We start from the raw sequence: 25213 nt of genomic DNA on the forward strand, positions 1-25213 counted from the left end.
CTCCTATCCTCTAAATACTTTTTCCAAACTGATTCCACGTGTCTTGGCAATGGTATAAGCATCGCGCAACTGTGTCAGAGCCACGATAGTAGCCTTAACAAGGTTGTGAGGGTTAGAAGAGCCCTTTGACTTAGCAAGGACATCCTTAACACCAACACTCTCAAGCACAGCACGCATAGCACCACCGGCTACAAGACCAGTACCGGCTGCTGCAGGCTTCAAGAAAACCTGAGCTCCACCGAATGTTGCCTCAATCTCATGAGGTATTGTACCCTTAAGTACAGGAACCTTAACAAGATTCTTCTTTGCAGACTCAACACCTTTAGAAATTGCAGCGGTAACTTCTCCTGCCTTTCCAAGACCCCAACCGATTACTCCGTTGCCGTCACCAACTACAACAATAGCAGCAAATGTGAAGGTACGACCACCTTTTGTTACCTTAGTAACACGGTTAATAGCAACCAATCTGTCTTTTAATTCAACGTCACTATTTATTTTAACTTTGTTCATTGCCATAATCGATTAAAAATTAAGTCCACCTTTACGAGCTGCATCAGCAAGTTCCTTAACACGTCCATGGTAGAGGTATCCGTTACGGTCGAAAACAACCTTAGAGATTCCAGCCTCTACAGCCTTCTTTGCTATCAGTTCACCAACTTTGGCTGCCTGCTCGCACTTTGGCATTGTCTCAAGGCCAAGTGAAGAAGCAGAAACAAGAGTTGTACCTGTTACATCATTGATAATCTGAACATATATCTGCTTGTTGCTGCGGAATACACTCATACGAGGACGTTCAGCTGTTCCGTTTACACTTTTGCGAATTCTGAACTTTATCTTTATTCGTCTTTCTATTTTCTTTGTTGTCATGATCGTAAAATATTAAAGTTACTTAGCAGCAGCAGTCTTACCAGACTTTCTGCGGATGACTTCGCCTTTGAACAATATACCTTTTCCTTTATAAGGCTCAGGCATACGGAACGAACGTATCTTGGCGCAAATAAGTCCGAGCAATTCCTTATCGCAAGATTCCAAAATAATAACAGGGTTCTGATTTCTTTCAGACTTTGTCTCAACCTTAACTTCCTTAGGCAACTGGATGAAAATCGGGTGTGTATATCCTAAAGCGAATTCGATGATGTTTCCCTGATTAGAAACACGATAGCCCACACCGACAAGCTCAAGCTCCTTCTTATAGCCCTCGCTGACGCCAACAACCATGTTGTTGACCAAAGCACGATAAAGGCCATGGAATGCCTGCTTCTGCTTGTAGTTTACAGGACTATTCTCATCAATTTCAAATATTACATGATTATCTTCAATCTTAACTTTGATAGAAGAGTCTACCTTCTGAGAAAGTTCTCCCTTGGGACCTTTTACATTAACTACGCCATTGTTGAGAGTTACTGTAACGCCTGAAGGAATGCTGATAGGCAATTTTCCAATTCTTGACATAATCTAATTTCCTCCATTAATAAACGTAGCAAAGAACCTCACCACCGATCTTAAGGTCAGCAGCCTCTTTGTTTGTCATTACACCTTTGGATGTAGATAAAATAGCAATACCTAATCCGTTAATAACTCTCGGCATGTCCTTGTATCCAGTATACTTACGCAAACCTGGAGTAGACACTCTCTTCAAACACTTGATTGCGTTTGTCTTGGTTGCAGGGTCATACTTCAATGCAACCTTAATTGTACCCTGAGGTCCATCCTCAATGAACTTGTAGTTAAGGATGTAACCTTTCTCGAAGAGGATCTTTGTAATCTCTTTCTTCAAGTTTGAAGCTGGTACTTCAACAACACGGTGATGAGCCATGATTGCGTTTCTCAACCTCGTCAGATAATCTGCTATTGGATCTGTCATAAAATAATTGTTTAATTAATCGGGACTGCCCCGACAATATTAAATAAAAAACTAAATCTCCTAAATTACCAGCTTGCCTTCTTTACTCCAGGGATAAGACCGGCAGAAGCCATCTCACGGAACTGAATACGAGAAAGGCCAAACTGACGGATGTAACCCTTTGGACGACCTGTAATCTTGCAACGGTTGTGCAGACGGATAGGATTAGCATTGCGGGGAATGCTCTGCAACTTTCTTGCAGCCTCATAAGCCTCTGCAGGATCGTCTGTTGTAGCTATAATTTTTTTCAAAGCCGCACGTTTTTCAGCATAACGGGCAACGAGTTTAGCACGTTTAACCTCGCGGGCTTTCATTGATTCTTTTGCCATATCTATTAATCGTTTTTAGCGTTTTTGAAAGGTAGACCAAATGCTTTGAGAAGAGCATAACCTTCCTCGTCTGTCTTGGCAGTTGTTACGAAGGTGATGTTCATACCCTGAATACGATCGATTGAATCGATGTTGATTTCAGGGAAGATAATCTGCTCCTGAATACCAAGTGTATAATTTCCGCGACCGTCGAATTTGCTCTCAATACCCTTGAAGTCACGGATACGTGGCAATGCTATACGTATGAGTCTCTCGAGGAATTCATACATACGCTCGCGACGAAGAGTTACCATAACGCCGATAGGCATCTTCTTACGGAGTTTGAAGTTTGCGATATCCTTCTTTGAATATGTAGCAACTGCTTTCTGACCCGTAATTGTAGAAATCTCGTTGATAGCAACCTCGATGATCTTTCTATCCTGAGTTGCATCTCCAAGACCCTGGTTAACTACAATCTTCTTCAGGACAGGAATCTGCATCTTAGAAGAATAGTTAAACTGTTTCTGCAGTGCAGGAGCGATGCTCTCTGCATATACCTTCTTTAATTCAGCTGTATTCATTATTTGATTTCCTCCCCTGATTTTTTAGCAATACGGATCTTCTTACCGTCTTCTGTCTTCTTAATTGAAATACGTGTAGCCTTGCCGCTCTTGGGGTCAATCAGACTCAGATTTGAGATATGTATCGGAGCCTCCTGCTTAACGATTCCTCCCTGAGGATTCTTAGCACTTGGTTTTGTGCTCTTAGACACGATGTTGATACCCTCAACAATGGCACGCTGTTTTTCAACTAAAACTTTAAGCACCTTGCCAGTCTTGCCTTTGTCCTCACCGGCCAAGACAATAACTGTATCGTTTTTCTTTATATGTAACTTATTCATTACTTTTTCCTTTTTATGTTAAAGAACCTCAGGTGCCAAAGAAACGACTTTCATATTAACTGCACGGAGTTCGCGAGCTACAGGGCCGAAGATACGGCTGCCACGAAGTTCACCAGCATTGTTCAGCAAAACACAAGCATTGTCGTCGAAACGGATATATGAGCCGTCAGCACGACGTATTTCTTTCTTTGTGCGAACAACCAAAGCCTTTGATACTGCACCCTTTTTCATATCACTTGACGGGATAACGTTCTTGACAGCAACGACAATAACGTCACCAACACTTGCATAACGGCGGCGTGTTCCACCCAAAACACGGATGCAAAGGGCCTCACGAGCTCCGCTGTTATCACATACAGTAAGTCTTGATTCTGCTTGTATCATAATTACTTAGCTTTTTCAATTATTTGAACTAATCTCCATCTCTTTGTCTTACTCAAAGGACGTGTCTCCATAATGAGCACTGTATCACCTACATTTGCCTCATTATTCTCATCATGTGCATGGTATTTCTTTGTCTTCTGAACAAACTTACCATATATCGGGTGCATCTCCTTGAACTTAGACGCAATAACAATGGTTTTATCCATCTTGTTGCTGATAACGACACCCGTTCTTGTTTTTCTTAAATTTCTTGTTTCCATCTGGACCATTGTTATTTATTAAGTTCTCTCTGATGAAGTTCTGTTTTCATACGTGCTATATCACGACGAGTAGCCTTAATTTGAGATGGATTCTCCAGCGGTGTGATTGCATGATTCAACTTCATTTGGTTATATTTAGCAATCTCGGCCTCTAATCTCTCTGCCAAGTCTTTGGTTTCGAGTTCTCTGACTTCTTTAATCTTCATAATTAAGCATTTTTATCGTAATCACGTCTAACAACAAATTTTGTCTTTACAGGCAATTTCTGTGCTGCAAGGCGCAATGCTTCCTTAGCAACATCAAAAGAAACACCTTCAACTTCAAAGAGGATACGTCCCGGAGTAACAGGAGCAACCCATCCTGCGGGATCTCCCTTACCTTTACCCATACGTACGTCAGCAGGCTTACGTGTAATAGGTTTATCCGGGAATATGCGGATCCAGACCTGACCCTCACGCTGCATATAACGATTGACAGCAACACGCGCTGCCTCTATCTGGCGGCTATCCAACCATTTTGCTTCAAGAGTCTTGATGCCGAATGATCCGAAAGCCAGTTGTGTACCTCTGTGGGCGTTGCCTTTTCTGCCGCGGCCGTCTTGAGGTCTTCTATATTTTACTCTTTTTGGCTGTAACATGATAGCTTGTTTCTTTAACGGTTATTGTTTCTCTTACGATTAACTCTTGTCTTGCCGTTTGAACGTCCGCTCTGCTTTTCCTGAGCAAAGTTAGGAGAGAGGTCACGCTTACCATAAACCTCACCACGGCAAATCCAAACCTTAATACCTAACAGACCAACCTTTGTGAGGGCCTCTGCCTGACAATAGTCGATATCTGCACGGAATGTATGCAAAGGAGTACGACCTTCTTTATACATTTCCTTACGTGCCATTTCAGCACCGTTCAGACGACCTGTAATCTGCACTTTGATTCCCTCAGCTCCAGCACGCATCGTGTTAGCTACAGCCATCTTAATTGCACGACGATAAGCAATCTTACCCTCAACCTGGCGTGCAATGTTATTAGCTACAATAGACGCATCGAGCTCCGGCTTCTTTACCTCGAAAATATTGATCTGAATCTCCTTATCGTAGAGTTTCTTCAACTCTTCCTTCAACTTGTCAACATCTTGTCCGCCTTTACCAATGACGATACCCGGACGGGCAGTGCAAATAGTTATGGTAACAAGTTTCAATGTACGCTCGATAACAATGCGAGATACACTTGCTTTTGCAAGACGCTCGTTAAGGTATTTACGGATTTTCATATCCTCAACGAGGTTGTCACCAAATTTCTTTCCACCGAACCAATTTGAATCCCAACCCCTGATAATACCGAGACGGTTGCTTATTGGATTAACTTTCTGTCCCATTCTATTAATTATTTTTCGTCATTAGTTTTAGCATCAACAAACAGAGTAACATGGTTGCTACGCTTACGGATTCTATAGCCACGACCCTGGGGTGCCGGTCTCATACGCTTCATTGTAACGCCTTCGTCAACGAATACTTTTGATACATAAAGCTCACCGTCTTCAGCCTTGCGGTCATTTTTTGTTTCCCAGTTAGCGATAGCAGAACGAAGTAACTTCTCTACATCTGCAGCAGCAGCTTTCTTAGAGAACCTCAGAACGCCGAGCGCACGGTTAACTTCCATTCCGCGGATCATGTCTACGACATAACGCATTTTACGCGGAGAAGAAGGTACGCCTCTGAGCTTTGCGAAATACATTGTTTTAAGGGCTTCTTTTCTTTTTTCAGCCGCTATTTTTTTTCTTGCTCCCATTATCTTATTATTTTATTTTCAATGGTTAGCCTGTTTACTTCTTGTTACCGGCATGGCCACCAAATCTACGTGTAGGTGAGAACTCACCAAGCTTGTGACCTACCATATTCTCGGTAATATAAACAGGGATAAATTTGTTTCCGTTATGAACTGCAACAGTGTGACCCACGAAATCAGGAGAAATCACTGAAGCTCTAGCCCAAGTCTTAACGACACTCTTCTTACCGCTTTCGTTCATGGCAAGAATTTTCTTCTCGAGCGATACGTTAATGTATGGACCTTTTTTTAATGAACGACTCATAATTTACTCTAGTTAACTTGATTATTTATTAGCTCTTTCAATAATATACTTGTTAGAAAGCTTCTTCGGAGCTCTTGTCTTGAGACCCTTAGCATACAAGCCCTTACGTGAACGTGGATGACCTCCAGACTGACGTCCTTCACCACCACCCATCGGGTGATCATGCGGGTTCATAACAACACCACGGTTGTGAGGACGACGACCCAACCAGCGTGAACGTCCAGCCTTACCAGACTGTTCAAGAGCGTGGTCTGAGTTACCTACGCTACCAATAGTAGCCTTACATGCGCTAAGAATTTTACGAGTCTCACCTGAAGGGAGCTTAATAACACAATAAGTGCCTTCACGAGAAGTCAACTGAGCAAAATTACCAGCCGAGCGAACGAGCAGTGCACCCTGACCCGGACGTAACTCAATGTTGTGAATTACAGTACCTACGGGGATGTTAGCCAAAGGAAGCGTATTACCAATCTCAGGCGCTGCGTCCTTTCCTGACATCAGAGTTGCACCTACCTGCAGTCCGTTAGGAGCAATAATGTAACGTTTTTCACCATCAGCATAATACAACAATGCAATACGAGCCGAACGGTTCGGATCGTATTCAATTGTCTTAACTACAGCTGGAACACCATCTTTCTCACGCTTGAAGTCGATCAAACGGTATTTTCTCTTATGACCGCCGCCCATATAGCGTACAGTCATCTTACCTGTATTGTTTCGACCACCGGTAGAACGTTTACCGTAAACGAGAGACTTCTCTGGTACGGATGCAGTAATCTCCTCGAACGTACCAATAATCTTGTGTCTTTGACCCGGAGTTACCGGTTTAAATTTACGTACTGCCATTTTTTATTTAAATATTGCTGTAAAAATCAATTGTTTCGCCTTCTTTAAGAGTAACGATTGCTTTTTTGAACGCGTTCTTCTGTCCCTTAATCAAACCGGCCTTTGTATAGCGGCTCAAGCGCTTTCCGGCATAGCGGGCAGTGTTCACGTCAACTACTGTAACATTATACAGACTCTCGACTTCTTTCTTAATTTGGAGTTTGTCAGCCTCTGGACGAACAACGAAGCCGTAGCGGTTAGGCTGCTTGTCTGTAATCTTGGTCATCTTCTCAGTGACCAATGGTTTTATTATAAATGCCATATTATCTTTCTCCTTTATTTATTTAAGATTTCATCGATAGTCTTCAACGAATTTTCTGTCATGACAAGAACATCAGCATTCAAAACTTTGTAAGAATTGATTGTTGATGCGAGCATAACTTCTGTGCCCTGCAAATTACGAGCTGACAAATATACGTTTTTATTTACTTCCGGCAAAACCAAAAGCAACTTCCTGCCGTCAACTTTAAGATTTTTAGTAATATTTACAAAATCTTTAGTCTTCGGAGCGTCAAAATTGAAATCTTCTACTACTACTATTGCATTCTCCTGAGCCTTGTAAGACAGAGCGCTCTTACGAGCCAAAGCCTTAACTTTGAGGTTCAGTTTGAAGCTGTAGTCACGTGGCTTAGGACCAAATACGCGACCACCACCTACGAGCACCGGAGAATTGATGTCACCGCGACGAGCGCCACCGCCACCCTTCTGACGGCCAAGCTTGCGGGTTGAACCTGCATGTTCACTTCTTTCTTTAGCCTTAGCTGTTCCCTGACGCTGTGCAGCCATATAGCGCTTAACGTCGAGATAAAGAACGTGGTCGTTGGGTTCAATTCCGAAGATAGATTCGTTTAACGTAACCTTTCTTCCAGTGTTTTCACCTTTGATATTTAATACGTTAATTTCCATTATTTCTGAATTAAAACGGTTGAACCTTTGCAACCAGCAACACTACCCTTCACCAAGATGAGGTTATGCTCCGGTATTACTTTTAACACTTTGAGGTTTTGAGTTGTAACTCTGTCACCACCCATCTGTCCGGCCATGCGCATTCCTTTGAACACTTTAGCAGGATAAGAACAAGCACCGATTGATCCCGGCTTGCGTGCGCGGTCGTCCTGACCGTGTGTGCTCTGTCCTACACCACCGAATCCGTGACGCTTCATTACACCCTGGAAACCTTTACCTTTTGATGTACCAACAACGTCAACAAAGTTTGCGTCGTTGAAAATTTCAACCGTGATAACGTCTCCGAGGTTATATTCCTCATCAAACTTGAACTCGGCCAAGTGTCTCTTAGGTGTTGTACCAGCCTTTTTGAAAGTTCCCATAAGAGGTTTAGAGGTGTTCTTTTCCTTAGCCTCACCAAAGCCTAACTGAACAGCTTTGTAACCATCTTTTTCAACAGTCTTTACCTGAGTAACAACACAAGGACCAGCTTCGATAACAGTGCACGGTACATTCTTACCGTCGGCACTGAAAACGGATGTCATTCCGATTTTTCTTCCTATTAATCCTGGCATTTCAATTGATATTAAAAATTAAACTATACTTTGATTTCTACTTCAACACCGCTGGGCAATTCGAGCTTCATCAGAGCGTCAACGGTCTTAGCTGTTGAGCTGTAGATGTCAATAAGACGCTTGTAATCGCTGAGCTGGAACTGCTCACGTGATTTCTTGTTTACGAATGTGCTTCGGTTAACTGTGAAAATACGCTTGTGAGTAGGCAATGGAATAGGACCGCTTACGATAGCGCCTGTAGCCTTCACAGCCTTTACAATTTTCTCTGCTGACTTGTCTACCAATTTGTGGTCATAAGACTTCAGCTTAATTCTAATTTTCTGACTCATTATTTTATCTTATTAATATTGATATTAATTTCAAAGAAGAGAAGAGGTACGCCTGTTAAGAGTCATTCGCTAACAAGACGCCTCATTCTCTTTTGTATTTTTAATCAGCTTAGTGATTATACGAGATCTGTACGTCCCTTTATTTCCTCAAGCACAGCCTTAGCAATTGTGCTTGACAGAGGAGCATGGTGATCATACTCCATTGAGCTTGTAGCACGACCAGAAGTGATTGTACGGAGAGCTGTTACATAACCGAACATCTCAGCCAGCGGAACCATAGCTCTGATGATACGTGCACCGCTACGAGTCTCATCCATACCTTCAACCTGACCACGACGCTTGTTCAAGTCACCGATAACGTCACCCATGTTCTCTTCAGGTGTTACAACCTCGAGCTTCATGATAGGCTCCATCAGAACCGGACCTGCCTTAACGCAAGCGTTCTTGTAAGCGTTGATAGCTGCAACCTCGAATGACAACTGGTCAGAGTCTACCGGGTGGAAAGAACCATCGATAAGAGTAACCTTCAGGCTGTCCATAGGATAACCGCCAAGTACACCATTCTTCATTGCAGACTCGAAACCTTTCTGTACTGAAGGAATGAATTCCTTAGGAATGTTACCACCCTTAACTTCATTGATGAACTGCAGACCGCCCTGCTTGTAATCCTCGTCTACCGGACCAACGTTAACGATGATATCAGCGAACTTACCGCGACCACCACTCTGCTTCTTGTAAACCTCACGCAGGTTGACAGTCTTGGTGATAGCCTCTTTGTAGTTAACCTGAGGCTTACCCTGATTACATTCAACCTTGAATTCTCTCTTCAGACGGTCAAGGATGATGTCGAGGTGAAGCTCACCCATACCAGAGATAACTGTCTGACCGCTCTGCTCGTCTGTATGAACAGTGAAGGTCGGGTCTTCCTCAGCAAGCTTAGCAAGACCGATACCGAGCTTATCAACGTCAGCCTGGCTCTTCGGCTCAACAGCGATACCAATAACAGGATCAGGGAATGTCATAGACTCGAGTACGATAGGATGTGCCTCATCGCAAAGAGTATCACCTGTACGGATATCCTTGAAACCAACACCAGCACCGATATCACCGGCATCGATAGCGTCCATAGGAACCTGCTTGTTTGAGTTCATCTGGAACAGACGGCTTACGCGCTCCTTCTTGCCTGAACGTGTGTTGTAAACATAAGAACCAGCCTCAACCTTACCAGAGTAAACGCGGAAGAATACGAGACGGCCAACATACGGGTCAGTAGCAATCTTGAACGCAAGGGCTGAAGTAGGCGCATCCTCAGACGGCTTACGGTCTTCTTCCTCACCTGTTGTCGGGTTAGTACCAACGATGTTAGGAGTATCAACAGGAGAAGGCAGGAATGCACATACATAGTCGAGCAGGGTCTGAACACCCTTATTCTTGAATGAAGAACCACAGATAACAGGAGTACATTCCATTGCCAAAGTACCCTTACGGATAGCAGCAATGATTTCCTCTTCTGTTATTGAGTTAGGATCCTCAAAATATTTTTCCATCAAAGACTCATCGAACTCAGCTGCGCTTTCAAGGAGTTTTCCTCTCCACTCTTCAGCTTCGTCCTTAAGGTCAGCAGGAATCTCAGCAACCTCAAATTCAGCACCCATAGTCTCATCGTGCCAAAGGATAGCCTTCATCTTGATAAGATCTACGATACCTTTGAAAGTTTCCTCACTTCCGATAGGAACAACGAGAGAAACAGGATTAGCACCAAGCACTTCCTTCATCTGACGCAGAACGTCAAAATAGTCAGCACCAGAACGGTCCATCTTGTTTACATAGCCGAGACGGGGAACATTATATTTGTCAGCCTGACGCCATACAGTTTCAGACTGAGGCTGTACACCGCCTACAGCGCAATATGTAGCAACAGCTCCGTCGAGAACACGCAGAGAACGCTCAACCTCAGCAGTGAAGTCAACGTGTCCCGGAGTGTCAATCAGGTTAATCTTGAACTGCTTGTTGTCATAGTGCCAGTAGCAAGTGGTGGCAGCAGATGTGATAGTAATACCACGCTCCTGCTCCTGAGCCATCCAGTCCATTGTAGCAGCACCATCGTGAACCTCACCAATCTTATGAGTTTTACCTGTATAGAAAAGGATACGCTCAGAAGTTGTTGTCTTACCGGCATCGATGTGAGCCATAATACCGATATTACGGGTCAAATGTAAATCTTGCTTTGCCATGATTCTTTTTACCTGTCTGTATTATTAAAATCTGAAGTGAGCGAATGCACGGTTAGCCTCAGCCATGCGGTGCATATCTTCCTTACGCTTGAATGCGCCACCCTGATTGTTATAAGCATCCATGATTTCAGCAGCGAGCTTGTCGGCCATTGTCTTACCGCCGCGCTTGCGTGCATAGTTAATCATATTCTTCATAGAGATGCTCTCCTTACGGTCAGGACGGATTTCTGTAGGAACCTGGAATGTAGCACCACCGATACGACGGCTCTTAACCTCAACCTGAGGAGTAATATTGTCGAGGGCTGCCTTCCATATTTCAAGAGCAGACTTTTCCTCGCTAGCCATTTTCTCTTTTACTGTGTCTAATGCTTTGTAGAAAATCTCATAAGAAGTATTTTTCTTTCCATCATACATCAGATGGTTAACGAATTTTGAGACTTTCTGGTCATTGTAAACGGGATCCGGAAGGACCACGCGCTTCTTTGGTTTTGCTTTTCTCATTTCTTTGTTTTGAAATTAATTCTGCATGGGGCTGTTCTCTTGTTCTTCAGCGTTCTCACCAGAACTGCTTACTCAACCTTTATAACAATTCTCCAGCAAAACGTTAATAAAATGTCAATTATGTCCTAAAAACTGGCTTTTAACGATTATTTCTTAGCCTTAGGACGCTTTGCGCCATACTTAGAACGACGCTGTGTACGGTTTGCTACACCAGCTGTATCAAGAGTACCACGAACGATGTGATAACGTACACCAGGAAGGTCCTTTACACGACCGCCACGTACGAGTACGATAGAGTGCTCCTGAAGGTTGTGTCCCTCTCCCGGTATGTAAGAGTTAACTTCCTTCTGGTTTGTCAAACGAACACGGGCAACTTTACGCATTGCCGAATTAGGTTTCTTAGGGGTTGTTGTGTAAACACGAACACAAACACCACGACGCTGAGGACATGAATCCAAAGCCGGTGATTTGCTCTTGTCAACAAGCGCCTTTCTACCTTTTCTTACCAATTGTTGAATTGTAGGCATTGTTGTTAAATTTTTAGTTATATATTTTGTTTTGTTATTTTCTTATTATTGTAACACGGCCAATAGAACATAGACCGATTTGGGCTGCAAAGGTAAGAATAATTCTTTAAATTACATAATTATAAAGAATCCAAAAAGCCTATATCGGCATAAAATTTGCACAATATAGGCTTTATTAAAATAAATTAACTACAATATGCTTATTTAAATGCACTTGTAGACACTTATCAATTCTTCTAAGATGAAAAATTAGGCTTCACCCTTATTAATGTGGAAAGGTGCAATAGTGCCTTTTTCCTGCTGCGGAATCTTTATCTGACCGAAAGCATTCTCATATCTTACGATATTGTCCTGAAGAGCCATAAGCAGACGCTTTGCATGCTCAGGAGCAAGAATCACACGTGACTTAACTGTTGCCTTGGGTACACCGGGAAGGATGCGGGCAAAGTCGAGCACGAAATCAGAACTAGAGTGTGTTATAATAGCAAAGTTTGCGTATTGTCCCTGTGATACATCTGCGGGCAGATCTACTTGAAACTGCCCCTGATTGTTATTTTGTTTTCCATTTCTTTGTATTATTATATTAATGTATAAAGTTTCATATCTCTGTTTCTCGGCATACAGCTCATCACCCGTAGCCATCAGTCAGCATCTTCCGCCTGAATTTTAAGACAGCATCTAGAGCCGCCTATTTTACCGGATTATTTTTTAGAATACCGGCATACGTTATTCAAAGCATTGCAGCCACAAGCATGCAGCCTTACTTATGCTCATCACGGAGCCTGATAGAAAGTAATGCAAAGATAAACCTTTTTGGCAGAAAAACAAGCAATAACAGATATATTTTTGGTAACAAAAACATTAAAATAAATATTCTGCGCAACAAAGTCATAAATTTTCAACATACCACATGGCATACATAAAGCCAGCACCGGCCCAAAATCACATTCATGAACGGCATAAACAATTAAGGAAGGAGACTGCAAACACAACACGAAAAAGACATTAGCTAAAGATCAGGAATGTGCATTAAGCGTTAAATAAATCACGACTAGACAGCGCCATTTTAACCTAACGCCCGACGTCCGTCTACATATAATAAAACACAACTGCCGGTCATCGCGCTCACAACAGAAAGACAACATCAGCAATATGATATCGCACAAAACAACATTTGCCTCTGCCCCGCTATACCTTTTCTACCTGGGCCTGCTTAAGAAAGGCTGATGGCGACATGCCGGTAACTTGTCTGAAAGCCCGGTTGAAACTTGATGCACTGCGGTATCCCAGACTTTCATATATTCCCTGAATAGTGATGTTGCCATAACGCTCCGTGTCGCCCAGTCTGATACATGCCTCACGCACACGGCACTCATTAAGGATAGTCTTAAAGTTTTTACCATAAAAACTGTTTATCACCCACGACACATATTTCATATTAGAGCCTACCAGCTGCGACAAGGTGCCCAAACTGAATTCGGGTTCTGATATAACTGCAACATCATTAAATGCCTGTTCTATTTTCTCATATAAAGCTTCGGCCTGCTCACGGCTCATAAGGCACTGCTCTTCAACAGCAGAATCAGTTTCTGATAGTTGTACACGTGCAGCAGCCTCTACAGTCAACAACACCGACTCTACGGGCATACAATCACCAGGAAGCATGTAACAGTCGGAAGCAACAGCCTTTTCAGGCAAAGCACCCTTAGTTTTTGCCTGTCTGCGGTAAGCATACCACACCGCACCAGACACAGCAAACATAACAACAACAAGAAGAATAAGCAGGAACATCGCATCCGACTGCCGTGTAACTATACCGTTCAGCATCGTTATACGCTCGCCGGCCACACTGTCGCGATAAACGTCAAGACGGTTGCGCACCATATAGAAACGTTTAGGATTAAATACAGAATCAGTAAGAGCCAGCGCCTTAGAATGATACAAGGCATATTGGTCAGCCTGCCCAAGTCCCTTGCAGGCTCCTGCCATAATATTATACGCATTAATCTTTAGGTCGTCGTCGCCAAGTCTTCCCGACAGGCTCATGCACATCTCGCCATATTTACGTGCCTCAGAATACCGGCCAAGCCTGACAAGCACATTGCCTATCTCGCTATACTGAATAAGTGAATACAACTCAGCCATGCCGCGTCTCTTAGCCATGTCCAACAGTCTGTGATGCATCTGCAAGGCCTCATTGAATCTCCCTCCGGCCTGCATGATGCGTGCCTTATTATAAAGAAGATAATAGTCGTTCTCGTCCCGGTCATTCATAGCGACCTTCTCTTCAAGGGCATAATATTTCTCCGCGCTCTTAACATCGCCCAACCGGCAGCACGTACTTACAATGTTTGAAAGGAAGCGGGCATTCATATTCTCATTGTTGCACATCCGGGCAACCTCGTATCCCTCAAGCAGATAAGCCAGACTGCTGCTGTAGTCGTTGAAGCAATTGTATATGTTGCTTATATATCCGGTGCATATCATGAGCGACAGACTGTCCTTCTCGTCGCGTGCAACCTTCAGGCCAGTTATGAATCCTTCGAGAGCATCAAAATATTCGCCTGAATAATAATCCTTCTGCGCCGTCTCTGCAATCTCTGCAGCACGGCTGTTTCCGGCAGCAAGGCTACCGGAACAAGGAATAATCAGCAGCAAGGCAGCTGCAATGACGGCGATAATATTCATAACTGAGACTTTTTGTATCGGCAAATATAAGAATTATAATCAAAATCCGGGCATACGCAGGCAAATTTAAAGCATTTCTTTTGTTATTTCATGAAATAGCAAACATTTGGAGCATCCGGCTATTGCACAAAAACATTATTAGGCGTATATTTGCGAAAGACCTCTACGTCAGCCACTATATATGAAACAAGTATTACTTTTGTTTTTAGATAACTTTATTATGTATAACCCTTAAAACCATCTGTCATGAAAAAAAGAATAATACTCCTTACTGCAGTAATAATATTCATAGCGGGCATGACACGCGCCCAATGGACAACCGACTTAGGCAAGAACACTCAGATTACGCCGACAGGACTGGCCTTTGACGAAAACGAAGTGGCCACGAACAAGGACGGAGTAACCTATGTCTTCTTCATCACAAACATGAACGGAACCCTGGGCATGCGCCTGCAAATAATAGATAAAGACGGCAACAAGGTTATGGAGAGGGGCGGAAAAATAATCTCACAGGAAGCCAACAAAGTGTGGTCGGCCTACAACCAGCATCTGGCTCTCGACAAAGGCGGACAGGCGTTTGTCGGCGTGCAGGACTTCAGAACTGCTCCTGACAGCAAGCTGAATACATACACCATATATAAATATGCGCCAGACGGCCGGCAGCTATGGGACGGAACCGTGCTCAACAGCGGCAAGGGTTTTGCCACACAGGTCGGACTAAGCATGTGTGCGCTCGACGACGGCGGATGCATATGCGCCTACATGTATCGCGACGACAACGCACAAAAAGACTGCATAGCCATTGAAAGACTCGACAAGGACGGCAACTCTATATGGCAGAAAACAGCCGTGGAGACTACCTACAAGAGCACCCCCTACCCCTTTGTGACAAAAAGCGACGGCGACAACGCCCTTCTTACCTATATATATGAGAGCAGTTCGCTGAAGACCAAGCTCATTGACGGCAACGGGGAAAGCCTTACGGAAGAGGACGAGACGGTGTTCAACGGCGGACTGGCATCGCCTAAGCCATGGGAAGTGCTAAAGATTGTGCCCGGACCCGACAACGGAGCACTGATAACATGCATGGACGCAAATTTCAACAGTGCGTTTGTCTATGTCAGGAGTAACGGAAAAACGGCTTTCGACGGCAAGCCCGGAGGCATAATCCTCAACGACGGCAACTATGGCGGAGCACAGCCAGCCGTGGCATACATCAGCAGCGACAACACCTTCGCTTGCGCATACCAGCAGTTTGACAAAAACAACTCAAACACTCAGGGACTCTACATGAAAAGATACACCACCGACGGACAGGCACTGCCGGAAGGCAACATAGAGGTGGCCGCCATGCAGAACGGCGACATGTACTCGTTCTACAGCGTGCAGGACGACGGCAACGGCAACGCTGCCCTGTTCTATCAGAAACTCGACGGCGCAACAAAGGCGGTGAACTCACTGCTCGACATATATGATGCCGGCGGCAAGAAGACCTGCGGAACAATTCAGTTTACAGAGACTCCGACAAAGAAAGTCAACCTGAAATCATCGGCCATGATAAACGGAGAATACTTCCTGACAAGCTGGGACGAGGAGCGCAACGGCACCACCTCAATATTCATGCAGAAGGTTACACCCGAAACTGGCACCGGCATAGACGCAGCCACGACCGACGAAGACGGCAGCCCTGTCAGCGAAGAGATATTCAGCATAACGGGAAGCAAGGTGAGCAAGGCCGGCAGAGGCGTAAACATAATACGCACCACACTAAGCAACGGAAAGACAACCGCCAGAAAGGTTGTCGTGAGATAAACGAGAACAAGAATAAAATTGTATGACCCTAAAAACGATTTAACCATGAAAAGAGCTTTACTACTTACAGTCTGCATGGCAGCAATCGCGGCCATATCACAGGCGCAACAGACCACAGTGAATGTTGAGACGGCAGGCACTCTGTCGGAACAGATAGGCAACGACAAATACACCATCACATCGCTCAAGATAACCGGAAACCTGAACGGCACCGACTTCATATTGCTGCGCGACATGGCAGGCATCGACCTCGACAACGTGCCCACTGAAGGCAAGTTGGCAACGCTCGACCTGAGCGAGGCTAAGGTTGTGGCAGGAGGCGAAGCCTACTACACCGACTATGCGAACAACAAGGAATTTTATACCAGCGACAACGAGATGGGCAACTGCATATTCTACAGCTGCGACAAGCTGGAAAGCCTTAGCCTTCCGGCAGGAACAACGGTTGTGGGCGACAGCGCATTCATGAGATGCACCGCCCTGAGCGAGATAACACTGCCCGACGGTCTGAAAGAGATACGCAGCTACGCCTTTTCAGAGACGCAGATTGCATCGTTCAGCTTTGTCAACGGCATCATGCCGGCCAAAGGAATGTTCAGAAACTGCGGCAAGCTGACTTCGGTAACTCTTCCTGAAGAATGCGAGGAGATACCGGCAAACGCCTTCTCGGGCACGGCAATAACAGAAATAACGCTGCCGAAAAATCTCGTAAAAATAGGCAAAGAGGCATTCAGCAGCTGCATGCTGACCAGCCTCGAATGTCCGGCAACGCTGGAAGAGATAGACGAGTCGGCGTTCTTTATGTGCAGCAGTCTTGCATCAGTCAGTCTGAACGACGGCCTGCAGAGCATAGAGGGTTCGGCATTCTCTTACTGCGACAAGCTCGAAACCATAGAGATACCTAACTCTGTTACCGAGCTGGAGGGATGCTTCTCCAACTGCACGGCACTAAAATCTGCAGTTCTGCCCGAAGGTCTGACAGCCATACCCGACTATATGTTCGACAGATGCTCCAACCTTGAAAGCGTGAACATACCTGAAGGAGTGAAGACAATAGGCGACAACGCATTCCAGAACAACATGAGACTGCTCGACGTAGTGTTCCCGGAAGGTCTTGAGAGCATAGGCGAAAATGCCTTTTCGAGCTGCTACACAATGGAGAACATCAACCTGCCCGAAACCGTAAAGACCATAGGCGAAGGGGCATTCGACGGATGCGAGGGCGTGGTAGTGATGTCTCTGCCCGGCTCTATCACCACGATACCGCGTAACGCGTTCTCTTACATGGTGTATCTTGAGGAGCTGACAATAGGCGAAGGAACGAAGACTATCGACCAGATGGCATTCATCAACTGCGAAAGCCTGACGAAGCTGACGCTGCCGTCTACGCTCGAGTCGATAGGCTATGCGGCATTTGCCTACAACATGCTGACAGAAGTAGACTGCAAGGCCGTCACACCGCCGGCATGCGACAACACGTCATTTGCCGGATGGGACAGCGACGTGCCGCAGGACTGCCTGCTGTATGTGCCGCAAGGAGCCAAGGCCGAATATGAAAAGGCCGACGTATGGAAGGAGTTTATGATAAAGGAGAGCGAGACGTCGGGCATAGAAAGCGAGACAGCAGCCGGCGCAACAGAGACGGCACGCTACGGCATTGACGGAAGGAAACTGGCAAAACCCGCACGCGGAATAAACATAATACGCATGAGCGACGGAACAGCCAGGAAGGTAATCAACCGCTGACACCTACAATAAAAGTCCTTATATATCACGCAGGGCCGCATATCCCCATTGTCAGGATATGCGGCCCGTCATTTATACTAACGTATGTATTATATGCTACACCGGCCTCCTACTCGCCTGCCTTATACTTGGCAGCCTGCTCCTTGATAAGGTCGAGGTCGTCAAAATAGTTGATGCGCATGGCCTCGCGCACGTCGTGCAGAGTCTGCGCTGCCACCTCGCGGGCAGCCTCTGAGCCTTTCTTCAGGATGTTGTAAACCTCCGGGATGTCCTGTTCAAACTCATGGCGACGCTGACGGATAGGCTCAAGCTGGCGGTCGAGCACCTTTATGAGGAACTTCTTGCACTTCATGTCGCCCAGTCCGCCGCGGCGGTAGTGGTCTTTCAGCTCGTCGAGGCTCTTATACTCAGGCCAGAATTCGGCAAAGTCGTCGGGCGTGCTGAACGCCTCGAGGTATGTAAACACCGTGTTGCCCTCCACCTTTCCGGGGTCTTCCACGCGCAGGTGTCCCGGGTCGGTGTACATGCTCTTCACCTTCTGCTGCATGTCCTTGGGCGTGTCAGACAGATAGATGCAGTTGCCGAGGCTCTTGCTCATCTTGGCCTTGCCGTCGGTTCCCGGCAGGCGGCAGCACACCGAGTTGGTGGGCAGCATTATCTTAGGCTCAACAAGCACGTCGCCGTATATATTGTTGAAGCGCTTCACTATCTCGCGCGTCTGCTCGAGCATAGGCTCCTGGTCTTCGCCGGCAGGCACCGTAGTGGCCTTGAAGGCCGTTATGTCGGCAGCCTGGCTTATGGGATATGTGAAGAAGCCCACGGGGATGCTCGTCTCGAAGTTGCGCATCTGTATCTCGGTCTTCACCGTAGGGTTGCGCTGAAGGCGCGACACGGTGACAAGGTTCATGTAATACACCGTCAGCTCGGCCAGCTCGGGTATCATCGACTGCACAAAGAGCGTAACCTTTTCGGGGTCGAGTCCTGCCGAAAGATAGTCGAGAGCCACCTCGATGATGTTCTGTCTGACCTTTTCGGGGTTGTCGGCATTGTCGGTAAGCGCCTGAACATCGGCAATGAACACAAACATGCGGTCGAAGTCGCCTTCATTCTGCAGCTCCACCCTGCGGCGCAACGAGCCAACATAGTGGCCCAAATGAAGCTTTCCGGTAGGGCGGTCGCCGGTAAGTATTATCTTTCCCATTGTCTATTTTTCTTTTTTATTGCTATTTATAAAGTGCAAACTTACACATTTTTTCTGAAAATCAGCTATTTAACACGAAAAACTTGGCAAGCACGGCTGCAATATGTGCGATTAGGATGCACGGCCGGAGCGATTGAGCTGCTGTCTTGACAAATGCAACATAAAACAAGGACAAGGCTTACACATTGATTTGGCGTGAGGCTCTCATTCTGCGGTTTTCAGAAAATAAAATACTTTATGCGCAAATATTGCTTGAAAATGTGTGCAAAGAGAAAGCACATTATTACAGCGTTTTATGGGGCAAAGTGGCAAATGTGTGCAATACCGGGCGGCAGGCTAAAATGTAAAACACGGCAAACGGCAATGCAAAACGTAGTCTTTTAGCAAACAGAAGACGGCCTTTGAGCATACAAAACCCTGCCTTTTACGCACTGGAAAAGGCAGGGTTTTGGTGCGAATACGCTATAAGCGCCGCACCACACGCCCCATTCGGCACAACATCAGCCATGGTCAGGAGATGCATTGCGGCTGTTTCAGCTATTTTTCTGAACATAATGCAGATGACACTATGAAAGGGTTGCGACGCAATGAGATGACATAACAACACGGCACCGGCACTGGCCTCAGGCACAAGCCACGGCACATCAGGCCGGCATCAGGCTACGGACGAGCCAAGATCGCTGCCGGCAGGACGCTGGAAGATGCGCAGGCCGAACTCTGACGCCATAACGACGGCATAGTCGAGCACCTCACCCTGAAACAGCTCGAAGGGTTTCCAGTCGGGGAACACCGAGAAGCAGTAAAGCTCGAGAGGCAGGCCCTCGGGCGTGGGCTGAAGCATGCGTGCCATTATCATAAGGTCTTTGTTGACGTTGGGGTGGCGCGACATGAAGTCCATCATAAAGTTGCGGTACACCTGCGTGTTGGCAACGGGCCTGTCAGCAGAGTCATACTGGCCTTTGACTATATATCCTTTCTCTTCGTAGCTGCGCAGTTCGTCAGGCGAACAGAAGTGTACGGTGTTGGCGTCGATGTTGACCGACAGCTTCAGTCGGCGTCCGCCCGCCTCGCGCATGCCGCGCCAGTTCTGGAACGAGTCGCTCACGAGCAGATAAGGCGGTATGGTGGTGATGGTCTTGTCGAAGTTCTGCACCTTGACAGTGGTGAGCGACACTTCCCTTACATATCCGTTGGCACCATACTTGTTCATGGTTATCCAGTCGCCCGGACGCAGCATATCGTTGGCCGTAAGCTGCACGCCGGCCACAAGACCGAGGATGGTGTCCTTGAAAATCAGCATGATGATGGCAGCAGAAGCGCCAAGACCGGCAAGCACGGTGCCGGCACTCTTGTTGACGATGATGCTCACCACGAGGATGAAGCCCACCACAACGGCCATGAGGTTGAACATCTGATATAGGCCCTTCAGCGGCCGGTTGCGCAGCTTCTGGTGCTCGCTGGATATCTCGTAGAGCGAATGAAGAAACTCGCTTATAAAGAACAGCGACACCACCACGAGGTAGATGTTGCAGGCCTTGAGCAGCACGGGCAGCACACTGCTGTCGGCAGCAAAGGCAAACGGCAACAGGACATACCACAACACGGGAGGTATGATGCGGCGGAAGGCTTTCATCACACGGTCGTTGAACAGATAGTCGTCCCATGTGGCCTTGGTGCGCTCGGTAAGCTTCTGCACAGCCGGCATGACAACATAGCGGAACAACGCCGTGCAGAGATACGAAACAAGACCTATGGCAAACAGGGCCGTGAGCGGATATACCCACGACAAAACGCTCTCGGACACACCGGCTGTGTGGCGGAGAAAACTTAATATATAATCATCTAATCTATCCATCTGACTTTTCAGTATATCTTCAATTTGGCACAAATTTAAGAAATAACGCCGAAATAAACGAACAAAAGTATGTCTAGATTATACTGCGGGAACATATATAAAGGAATATGGCACCTAAGATATAAACAAAAAGCAAAAAATATTGACAAGATTGCGGAAAAAGTAGTAAGTTTGCCTGACTGAAAGAAAATACAAAATGAAAATCATCAAATTCTTAAAAGACTGGACGCTTATCATCGCCATCATTACCGGCATTGCTGCCTATTTTGTCTACACGGCAATACCCGCACTGCAACCTACTCACCACTTTGCCCTCAAAGCCATAGAGCTGCTGCAGCCCATGCTGATATTTGCCATGCTGTTTATCACTTTCTGCAAGGTGAACCCCAAGAAGCTCCGCCTGTGCAAGTGGCATCCGTGGCTGCTGCTCTTCCAGGCCGGCACGTTCACAGCCATAGCCGTGGCGCTTATGCTCATGCCGCACAGCGGACTGCGCATTGTGCTCGAGGGCGCCATGATATGTCTGATATGTCCTACGGCCACGGCCGGTGCGGTGATAACAAAAAAGCTTGGCGGAAATGTGAACCACATAACCACATACACCATACTGATAAACATCATTACGGCGGCATTCATACCGGCACTTGTGCCGTATGTACATCCCAATCCTGAGCTCGGCATACTTAACTCGGCAATGCTGATACTCGGCAAGGTGTTCCCGTTGTTGCTTCTACCCCTGCTGGCTGCCATCCTGCTGAGATATCTTTCGCCAAGACTCCACTTCACGATATCACACTACAGCGACCTGAGCTTCTATCTTTGGGCAGTTGCGCTTACGCTGGCCATGACCGTCACGACACGCACCATTGTTCATGCCGACGTGGCCATTGCCACCGAACTCGGCCTAGTGGCAGCATCGCTTATCAGCTGTCTGCTCCAATTCTGGCTCGGACGCAAGGTCGGTGCGTTATACAACGACAAGATTACGGCAGGACAGTCGCTTGGACAAAAGAACACCGTGCTGGCAATATGGATGGGATACACCTTCTTCACACCGATAACGGCAGTAGCAGGCGGCTTCTACAGCATATGGCACAACGTGATAAACTCTTATCAGCTTTATCAGCACAGAAAGCTGGAAGAGAGCAAGAATGAAAACAAGTGACGGCCGGCTGCATCCGGATAAAACCTAAGAAATATCAGTAACACACCTTTATAGACTTTAACCAGCCTATTCTTTCATCAACATTTTGCCGGTTCGGGATTATCTTATATTAGCTATCCCGAACCGGCAAAATGCATATTAAGGCACATCGCAGATACGTTACGAAACCCCAAATCATTAAGCATATAAGACTTATTCCGCCTGGTTCATTGCAGTCTTATCCGTCTTTCTTTTTTCTGTTGCTACCGTGCAGTCAACATATTCCTTAGGCAATCCGGTCATGGCAGCAAATAACAAAAGACAAAAAGGCAGGAACATAATGGCAAATTCGAGTTAAGCCAAAATCGGTTATTAAGATTCGCTCAATAGAAACAAAAAGAGGGGCCGAAGGCATGAATGCACGAAATAGATAAAGCCAAGTGCTGTATAATGGCAGATTTGGGTTAAGCCATCAAACATACGGCAATGCACTCAAGGACAGGCCAAATATAATAAAACAATAATGGCCATCAGAAAATTATCAGAAGCCTCATACACAGCCCAAATATTTTCTAATGGCCAAAATCTTATTCTACTCTGAATTCTTAAAACTCAGAATTATTCAATTACTGCTTCACAACAACCTTTCTTGTTGTTCCGTCAGACATCTTAACGATATTGATGCCCTTTGCAGGAGCGCTGAGCTGCACGCCGTCAATAGTATAGCGGGCAACTTCCTTAACTTCCTTCTCTGAAGGATCAACAACGTTGATACCTGTACCAAATGTACCAACGGCTCTCTCTGCAGCATTTACAATCTCACCAGTCTCTGTGTTGATAAGCATTGCTACAACCTTCAGCTTTGACTTATCCTGCAAGAGGTTGAACTTGCTGGCAGAAGTAACGCCATTAGAGAGATCGAAAGTTGTTTCATGACGCTGAACTGCATCTGCTACAAGGGGAGCAGCTATTGAACCCTTGATACCTTCAGCTACATCCTTGGCCATAATGGCTACATGATCGTAAACCATATCCTTTATCTGCTCACCTTTTTGTGTATACTCGTAAATATAAGGCTCATTCTCAGCACCAGTAGCTCCAGAATAATAGTTAGTCTGCCACCAGTTGCTCTCGCTGCCCTGCAAACCGTCAGCAAGCAGAACATAAGCCAAAGCATAAGGAGCATTATTGCTGCTGTAGAAGAACTGTACGTCGGTGATTACATTTATTTCAGTCTGGCTTTCGTTCCACTCCGGCCATACAGACATTTCAGCTTCTGTCAAAGTAAGACTTGCTTCAAAATCGTCAAGTACGCCAAGCAGTTGACTCTGTGATGTGCCGAAATATGGGTCAATAGAAGGACCTCTATTGATAAATGCAGATGGGTAACCCTGAACCGTTGCCATGACAGAATTATAGTCAGTAATTCTCATCGGGTCGTCATAGTTCATCTTTCCGTGTACGGCAATACCGATGAACGACTCAGGATATTTGTCTGCCAATGCAGCCATACCTGCATATCCGCGAGTACAATATCCACAACCTGTAGCTGTAAATTCCTCTACAACAGATCTGCGCTTAATAGCATTTGTGAGAACAATCAAAGAACCTTTGCATGTAGCATTGGCTGTTTCGTTGGGCTGTCCGTTTACCTTAGTAATTACAATCTCTTTTTCTTCCTCTTTTGCCTCATTGCCGGCTGTCAATGGGATGTTTATCACACCATTATTGTTAAATTCAACATTATCCAGGTTTACAGTGTTTTCTGCAGATGTCTCTCCAGTTGCAACATCCTTAACTGTATAAGAAACAGAAGTCATTGGTGTTACACCATCATTTTTGATCATTGCAGAAATATTAACATTACCGTTTTTCATTGTTATTACTCGACCTATATTGTCTGAAACAAATGAAGCGGCATTACCGAGGAAATTGTCACCTGACATTGAAACTAATGTCAACAAGTTTCCAAAACCATAGCTTGCCATGTTGTCCCATTTGCCCTGCAGACAAACGTATCCTCCGTATTCATCACAATAGCTAGAACCATCAAAGGCAATAGGATATTGACCGGCCTGTGAAGTGAGTGATGTAACATCAAACGAATAACCGACATAACAGCCCTCTGCAGGAATTGTATAGTTTTCAACTGTTACGATTTCAGGATTTCCGTCAACACTAATTGAAGTTGTAGGAGTGATGTCTTTAAAAAACTCACAGTCTGAAGAAGTGATGCTACTTGGCAGTTCTTTTGCGATCCAGCACTTTACATTATCTACAACTTTATGGTCAATAAGGTAAAAGCCCACCTGATCAATTTTATTACCCGCGAACTTTCCTGGAACAAAAATCGCACAATCATAATGATCTGTACCTGCTCCTACACCAACATAGGTATCTCCCTGAGCATAAGTGAAAACCACTCCCTCGGCAGCAGCACGAGTCGGTGCCATTTTCTCAATCTTATTATACTTGAGTCCTAAACCGGCCTCATTCCGCTGAAATGCCTGTGCATTTGCTATACAGCAAAACGCAACAAAAGCGGTTACCAAAGAAAGTAATCTTTTAATCATAACGCAATTATTTTAAATTAAACATCAATAATTCAATAATTATATAAATCAAAATTGATATAAGGCTGACATTACTCAAAACATCCAACAGCTTTACATTATAATATTGGGAATAGCCATACTGCTATCCATCTAGAATAAAGTATATATCTGCTGTGTTATTTTTCATAAGCCTTTAATTTAAACATCCAAAGATTTTGGTTTGCAATAAACGCAAGACCATCTCTTTCAGAGATTAACAAGGATTTCAATAATATTTTTAATTCCACAAATATATGAAATTTTATAATGCAAACAAATTTTTTAAAAGAAAATAAATAAATTTCTTTAATTTGGATATAACATATAAGCAAACGA

The 25213-nt window shown here is 45.3% G+C and carries 31 protein-coding genes; 3 read left to right on the forward strand and 28 right to left on the reverse strand.

What is annotated here, in order from left to right; all coding sequences use genetic code 11:
• Window positions 1–3: 3 nt before the first annotated feature.
• The 24 genes from rpsE to ACU52_RS11335 all read right to left on the reverse strand — a co-directional run bounded on the left by rpsE (window position 4) and on the right by ACU52_RS11335 (window position 14525).
• Entirely contained in the window at window positions 4–516 is a 513-nt protein-coding gene (rpsE, locus tag ACU52_RS11220) for a 30S ribosomal protein S5 (RefSeq protein WP_053398841.1), read from the reverse strand.
• A 6-nt stretch (window positions 517–522) separates the two neighbouring features.
• Complete coding sequence (rplR, locus tag ACU52_RS11225) at window positions 523–867, reverse strand: 50S ribosomal protein L18 (RefSeq protein WP_021855183.1); 345 nt, start codon at window positions 865–867, stop codon at window positions 523–525.
• An 18-nt stretch (window positions 868–885) separates the two neighbouring features.
• Window positions 886–1452, reverse strand: a complete 567-nt coding sequence (rplF, locus tag ACU52_RS11230) for a 50S ribosomal protein L6 (RefSeq protein WP_021855182.1) — start codon at window positions 1450–1452, stop codon at window positions 886–888.
• A gap of 16 nt (window positions 1453–1468) precedes the next feature.
• The gene (gene rpsH / locus ACU52_RS11235) at window positions 1469–1864 is read right to left on the reverse strand and encodes a 30S ribosomal protein S8 (RefSeq protein WP_021855181.1); all 396 of its coding nucleotides are present in this window, start codon (window positions 1862–1864) and stop codon (window positions 1469–1471) included.
• 65 nt (window positions 1865–1929) lie between these two features.
• Window positions 1930–2232, reverse strand: coding sequence for a 30S ribosomal protein S14 (gene rpsN / locus ACU52_RS11240; protein ID WP_021855180.1), 303 nt, complete (start codon window positions 2230–2232; stop codon window positions 1930–1932).
• A 5-nt stretch (window positions 2233–2237) separates the two neighbouring features.
• Entirely contained in the window at window positions 2238–2792 is a 555-nt protein-coding gene (gene rplE, locus ACU52_RS11245) for a 50S ribosomal protein L5 (RefSeq protein WP_021855179.1), read from the reverse strand.
• Complete coding sequence (gene rplX, locus ACU52_RS11250; RefSeq protein WP_021855178.1) at window positions 2792–3112, reverse strand: 50S ribosomal protein L24; 321 nt, start codon at window positions 3110–3112, stop codon at window positions 2792–2794. Before rplX ends, rplE begins: the two co-directional genes overlap by 1 nt.
• A gap of 18 nt (window positions 3113–3130) precedes the next feature.
• Entirely contained in the window at window positions 3131–3496 is a 366-nt protein-coding gene (rplN, locus tag ACU52_RS11255) for a 50S ribosomal protein L14 (RefSeq protein WP_021855177.1), read from the reverse strand.
• 2 nt (window positions 3497–3498) lie between these two features.
• Window positions 3499–3765 (reverse strand): 30S ribosomal protein S17, encoded by a 267-nt coding sequence (gene rpsQ / locus ACU52_RS11260; protein WP_082335262.1) that lies wholly within the window; start codon window positions 3763–3765, stop codon window positions 3499–3501.
• Between the two features lie 2 nt (window positions 3766–3767).
• Window positions 3768–3962 (reverse strand): 50S ribosomal protein L29, encoded by a 195-nt coding sequence (gene rpmC / locus ACU52_RS11265; RefSeq protein ID WP_021855175.1) that lies wholly within the window; start codon window positions 3960–3962, stop codon window positions 3768–3770.
• A gap of 2 nt (window positions 3963–3964) precedes the next feature.
• A complete protein-coding gene (gene rplP / locus ACU52_RS11270; protein ID WP_021855174.1) occupies window positions 3965–4393 on the reverse strand; it encodes a 50S ribosomal protein L16 in 429 nt (142 codons plus the stop codon).
• Window positions 4394–4407: 14 nt separating this feature from the next.
• Window positions 4408–5127: a 30S ribosomal protein S3 gene (gene rpsC / locus ACU52_RS11275; protein WP_021855173.1), complete on the reverse strand. Its 720-nt coding sequence runs from the start codon at window positions 5125–5127 to the stop codon at window positions 4408–4410.
• Between the two features lie 8 nt (window positions 5128–5135).
• A complete protein-coding gene (gene rplV / locus ACU52_RS11280) occupies window positions 5136–5540 on the reverse strand; it encodes a 50S ribosomal protein L22 (protein WP_021855172.1) in 405 nt (134 codons plus the stop codon).
• 34 nt (window positions 5541–5574) lie between these two features.
• Window positions 5575–5841, reverse strand: a complete 267-nt coding sequence (gene rpsS / locus ACU52_RS11285; RefSeq protein WP_021855171.1) for a 30S ribosomal protein S19 — start codon at window positions 5839–5841, stop codon at window positions 5575–5577.
• A 21-nt stretch (window positions 5842–5862) separates the two neighbouring features.
• Complete coding sequence (gene rplB, locus ACU52_RS11290; RefSeq protein WP_053398842.1) at window positions 5863–6687, reverse strand: 50S ribosomal protein L2; 825 nt, start codon at window positions 6685–6687, stop codon at window positions 5863–5865.
• A 7-nt stretch (window positions 6688–6694) separates the two neighbouring features.
• Window positions 6695–6988 (reverse strand): 50S ribosomal protein L23, encoded by a 294-nt coding sequence (rplW, locus tag ACU52_RS11295; protein WP_021855169.1) that lies wholly within the window; start codon window positions 6986–6988, stop codon window positions 6695–6697.
• A gap of 14 nt (window positions 6989–7002) precedes the next feature.
• A complete protein-coding gene (gene rplD, locus ACU52_RS11300) occupies window positions 7003–7632 on the reverse strand; it encodes a 50S ribosomal protein L4 (RefSeq protein WP_053398843.1) in 630 nt (209 codons plus the stop codon).
• Window positions 7632–8246 (reverse strand): 50S ribosomal protein L3, encoded by a 615-nt coding sequence (gene rplC, locus ACU52_RS11305; RefSeq protein WP_053398844.1) that lies wholly within the window; start codon window positions 8244–8246, stop codon window positions 7632–7634. Before rplC ends, rplD begins: the two co-directional genes overlap by 1 nt.
• Before the next feature lie 23 nt (window positions 8247–8269).
• Window positions 8270–8575: a 30S ribosomal protein S10 gene (gene rpsJ / locus ACU52_RS11310; protein WP_009228666.1), complete on the reverse strand. Its 306-nt coding sequence runs from the start codon at window positions 8573–8575 to the stop codon at window positions 8270–8272.
• Window positions 8576–8691: 116 nt separating this feature from the next.
• Window positions 8692–10809 carry an elongation factor G gene (fusA, locus tag ACU52_RS11315; RefSeq protein ID WP_021855166.1) on the reverse strand — a complete coding sequence of 706 codons (2118 nt, stop codon included), beginning with the start codon at window positions 10807–10809 and terminating at the stop codon, window positions 8692–8694.
• 24 nt (window positions 10810–10833) lie between these two features.
• Window positions 10834–11310, reverse strand: coding sequence for a 30S ribosomal protein S7 (rpsG, locus tag ACU52_RS11320; protein ID WP_021855165.1), 477 nt, complete (start codon window positions 11308–11310; stop codon window positions 10834–10836).
• A 146-nt stretch (window positions 11311–11456) separates the two neighbouring features.
• Complete coding sequence (gene rpsL, locus ACU52_RS11325; protein ID WP_021851960.1) at window positions 11457–11837, reverse strand: 30S ribosomal protein S12; 381 nt, start codon at window positions 11835–11837, stop codon at window positions 11457–11459.
• 249 nt (window positions 11838–12086) lie between these two features.
• The gene (locus ACU52_RS11330; RefSeq protein WP_082335263.1) at window positions 12087–12479 is read right to left on the reverse strand and encodes a DUF3467 domain-containing protein; all 393 of its coding nucleotides are present in this window, start codon (window positions 12477–12479) and stop codon (window positions 12087–12089) included.
• A gap of 546 nt (window positions 12480–13025) precedes the next feature.
• Complete coding sequence (locus ACU52_RS11335; protein ID WP_053398845.1) at window positions 13026–14525, reverse strand: helix-turn-helix domain-containing protein; 1500 nt, start codon at window positions 14523–14525, stop codon at window positions 13026–13028.
• Window positions 14526–14771: 246 nt separating this feature from the next.
• Here ACU52_RS11335 and ACU52_RS11340 point away from each other — a divergent pair, with 246 nt between their 5' ends.
• On the forward strand, window positions 14772–16337 hold the full coding sequence (locus ACU52_RS11340; RefSeq protein ID WP_147630850.1) for a hypothetical protein: 1566 nt from the start codon (window positions 14772–14774) through the stop codon (window positions 16335–16337).
• Between the two features lie 45 nt (window positions 16338–16382).
• Window positions 16383–18083 carry a leucine-rich repeat domain-containing protein gene (locus ACU52_RS11345; protein ID WP_082335264.1) on the forward strand — a complete coding sequence of 567 codons (1701 nt, stop codon included), beginning with the start codon at window positions 16383–16385 and terminating at the stop codon, window positions 18081–18083.
• A gap of 109 nt (window positions 18084–18192) precedes the next feature.
• On the opposite strand, the gene trpS is transcribed toward ACU52_RS11345, so the two are convergent.
• Both trpS and ACU52_RS11355 read right to left on the reverse strand, forming a co-directional pair.
• The gene (gene trpS / locus ACU52_RS11350; RefSeq protein WP_053398848.1) at window positions 18193–19284 is read right to left on the reverse strand and encodes a tryptophan--tRNA ligase; all 1092 of its coding nucleotides are present in this window, start codon (window positions 19282–19284) and stop codon (window positions 18193–18195) included.
• 655 nt (window positions 19285–19939) lie between these two features.
• Window positions 19940–21139 (reverse strand): mechanosensitive ion channel family protein, encoded by a 1200-nt coding sequence (locus ACU52_RS11355; RefSeq protein WP_053398849.1) that lies wholly within the window; start codon window positions 21137–21139, stop codon window positions 19940–19942.
• 196 nt (window positions 21140–21335) lie between these two features.
• Here ACU52_RS11355 and ACU52_RS11360 point away from each other — a divergent pair, with 196 nt between their 5' ends.
• On the forward strand, window positions 21336–22304 hold the full coding sequence (locus tag ACU52_RS11360) for a transporter (RefSeq protein ID WP_053398850.1): 969 nt from the start codon (window positions 21336–21338) through the stop codon (window positions 22302–22304).
• 605 nt (window positions 22305–22909) lie between these two features.
• Here the strand turns inward: ACU52_RS11360 and ACU52_RS11365 are convergent.
• Both ACU52_RS11365 and ACU52_RS15490 read right to left on the reverse strand, forming a co-directional pair.
• The gene (locus tag ACU52_RS11365) at window positions 22910–24856 is read right to left on the reverse strand and encodes a hypothetical protein (protein ID WP_147630851.1); all 1947 of its coding nucleotides are present in this window, start codon (window positions 24854–24856) and stop codon (window positions 22910–22912) included.
• Window positions 24857–25014: 158 nt separating this feature from the next.
• The coding region (locus tag ACU52_RS15490; RefSeq protein ID WP_204374663.1) for a hypothetical protein at window positions 25015–25213 on the reverse strand (199 nt) is incomplete at its 5' end.

This window comes from Xylanibacter rarus, from assembly GCF_001275135.1.
GTDB classification, from domain to species: Bacteria; Bacteroidota; Bacteroidia; order Bacteroidales; family Bacteroidaceae; genus Prevotella; species Prevotella rara.

Coding starts and splice junctions, on each gene's coding strand:
- rpsQ (WP_082335262.1), bottom strand. CDS start 3,765: ATGGTCCAGATGGAAACAAGAAATTTAAGAAAAACAAGAACGGGTGTC.
- ACU52_RS11360 (WP_053398850.1), top strand. CDS start 21,336: ATGAAAATCATCAAATTCTTAAAAGACTGGACGCTTATCATCGCCATC.
- rpsS (WP_021855171.1), bottom strand. CDS start 5,841: ATGAGTCGTTCATTAAAAAAAGGTCCATACATTAACGTATCGCTCGAG.
- fusA (WP_021855166.1), bottom strand. CDS start 10,809: ATGGCAAAGCAAGATTTACATTTGACCCGTAATATCGGTATTATGGCT.
- rpmC (WP_021855175.1), bottom strand. CDS start 3,962: ATGAAGATTAAAGAAGTCAGAGAACTCGAAACCAAAGACTTGGCAGAG.
- trpS (WP_053398848.1), bottom strand. CDS start 19,284: ATGGGAAAGATAATACTTACCGGCGACCGCCCTACCGGAAAGCTTCAT.
- rpsC (WP_021855173.1), bottom strand. CDS start 5,127: ATGGGACAGAAAGTTAATCCAATAAGCAACCGTCTCGGTATTATCAGG.
- rpsG (WP_021855165.1), bottom strand. CDS start 11,310: ATGAGAAAAGCAAAACCAAAGAAGCGCGTGGTCCTTCCGGATCCCGTT.
- rpsE (WP_053398841.1), bottom strand. CDS start 516: ATGGCAATGAACAAAGTTAAAATAAATAGTGACGTTGAATTAAAAGAC.
- rpsJ (WP_009228666.1), bottom strand. CDS start 8,575: ATGAGTCAGAAAATTAGAATTAAGCTGAAGTCTTATGACCACAAATTG.
- rplE (WP_021855179.1), bottom strand. CDS start 2,792: ATGAATACAGCTGAATTAAAGAAGGTATATGCAGAGAGCATCGCTCCT.
- ACU52_RS11345 (WP_082335264.1), top strand. CDS start 16,383: ATGAAAAGAGCTTTACTACTTACAGTCTGCATGGCAGCAATCGCGGCC.
- rplN (WP_021855177.1), bottom strand. CDS start 3,496: ATGATACAAGCAGAATCAAGACTTACTGTATGTGATAACAGCGGAGCT.
- rpsN (WP_021855180.1), bottom strand. CDS start 2,232: ATGGCAAAAGAATCAATGAAAGCCCGCGAGGTTAAACGTGCTAAACTC.
- ACU52_RS11335 (WP_053398845.1), bottom strand. CDS start 14,525: ATGAATATTATCGCCGTCATTGCAGCTGCCTTGCTGCTGATTATTCCT.
- rpsL (WP_021851960.1), bottom strand. CDS start 11,837: ATGCCTACAATTCAACAATTGGTAAGAAAAGGTAGAAAGGCGCTTGTT.
- ACU52_RS11340 (WP_147630850.1), top strand. CDS start 14,772: ATGAAAAAAAGAATAATACTCCTTACTGCAGTAATAATATTCATAGCG.
- rplP (WP_021855174.1), bottom strand. CDS start 4,393: ATGTTACAGCCAAAAAGAGTAAAATATAGAAGACCTCAAGACGGCCGC.
- ACU52_RS11365 (WP_147630851.1), bottom strand. CDS start 24,856: ATGATTAAAAGATTACTTTCTTTGGTAACCGCTTTTGTTGCGTTTTGC.
- rplF (WP_021855182.1), bottom strand. CDS start 1,452: ATGTCAAGAATTGGAAAATTGCCTATCAGCATTCCTTCAGGCGTTACA.
- rplD (WP_053398843.1), bottom strand. CDS start 7,632: ATGGAAATTAACGTATTAAATATCAAAGGTGAAAACACTGGAAGAAAG.
- rplC (WP_053398844.1), bottom strand. CDS start 8,246: ATGCCAGGATTAATAGGAAGAAAAATCGGAATGACATCCGTTTTCAGT.
- rplW (WP_021855169.1), bottom strand. CDS start 6,988: ATGGCATTTATAATAAAACCATTGGTCACTGAGAAGATGACCAAGATT.
- ACU52_RS11355 (WP_053398849.1), bottom strand. CDS start 21,139: ATGGATAGATTAGATGATTATATATTAAGTTTTCTCCGCCACACAGCC.
- rplX (WP_021855178.1), bottom strand. CDS start 3,112: ATGAATAAGTTACATATAAAGAAAAACGATACAGTTATTGTCTTGGCC.
- rpsH (WP_021855181.1), bottom strand. CDS start 1,864: ATGACAGATCCAATAGCAGATTATCTGACGAGGTTGAGAAACGCAATC.
- rplV (WP_021855172.1), bottom strand. CDS start 5,540: ATGGGAGCAAGAAAAAAAATAGCGGCTGAAAAAAGAAAAGAAGCCCTT.
- rplR (WP_021855183.1), bottom strand. CDS start 867: ATGACAACAAAGAAAATAGAAAGACGAATAAAGATAAAGTTCAGAATT.
- ACU52_RS11330 (WP_082335263.1), bottom strand. CDS start 12,479: ATGGCTACGGGTGATGAGCTGTATGCCGAGAAACAGAGATATGAAACT.
- rplB (WP_053398842.1), bottom strand. CDS start 6,687: ATGGCAGTACGTAAATTTAAACCGGTAACTCCGGGTCAAAGACACAAG.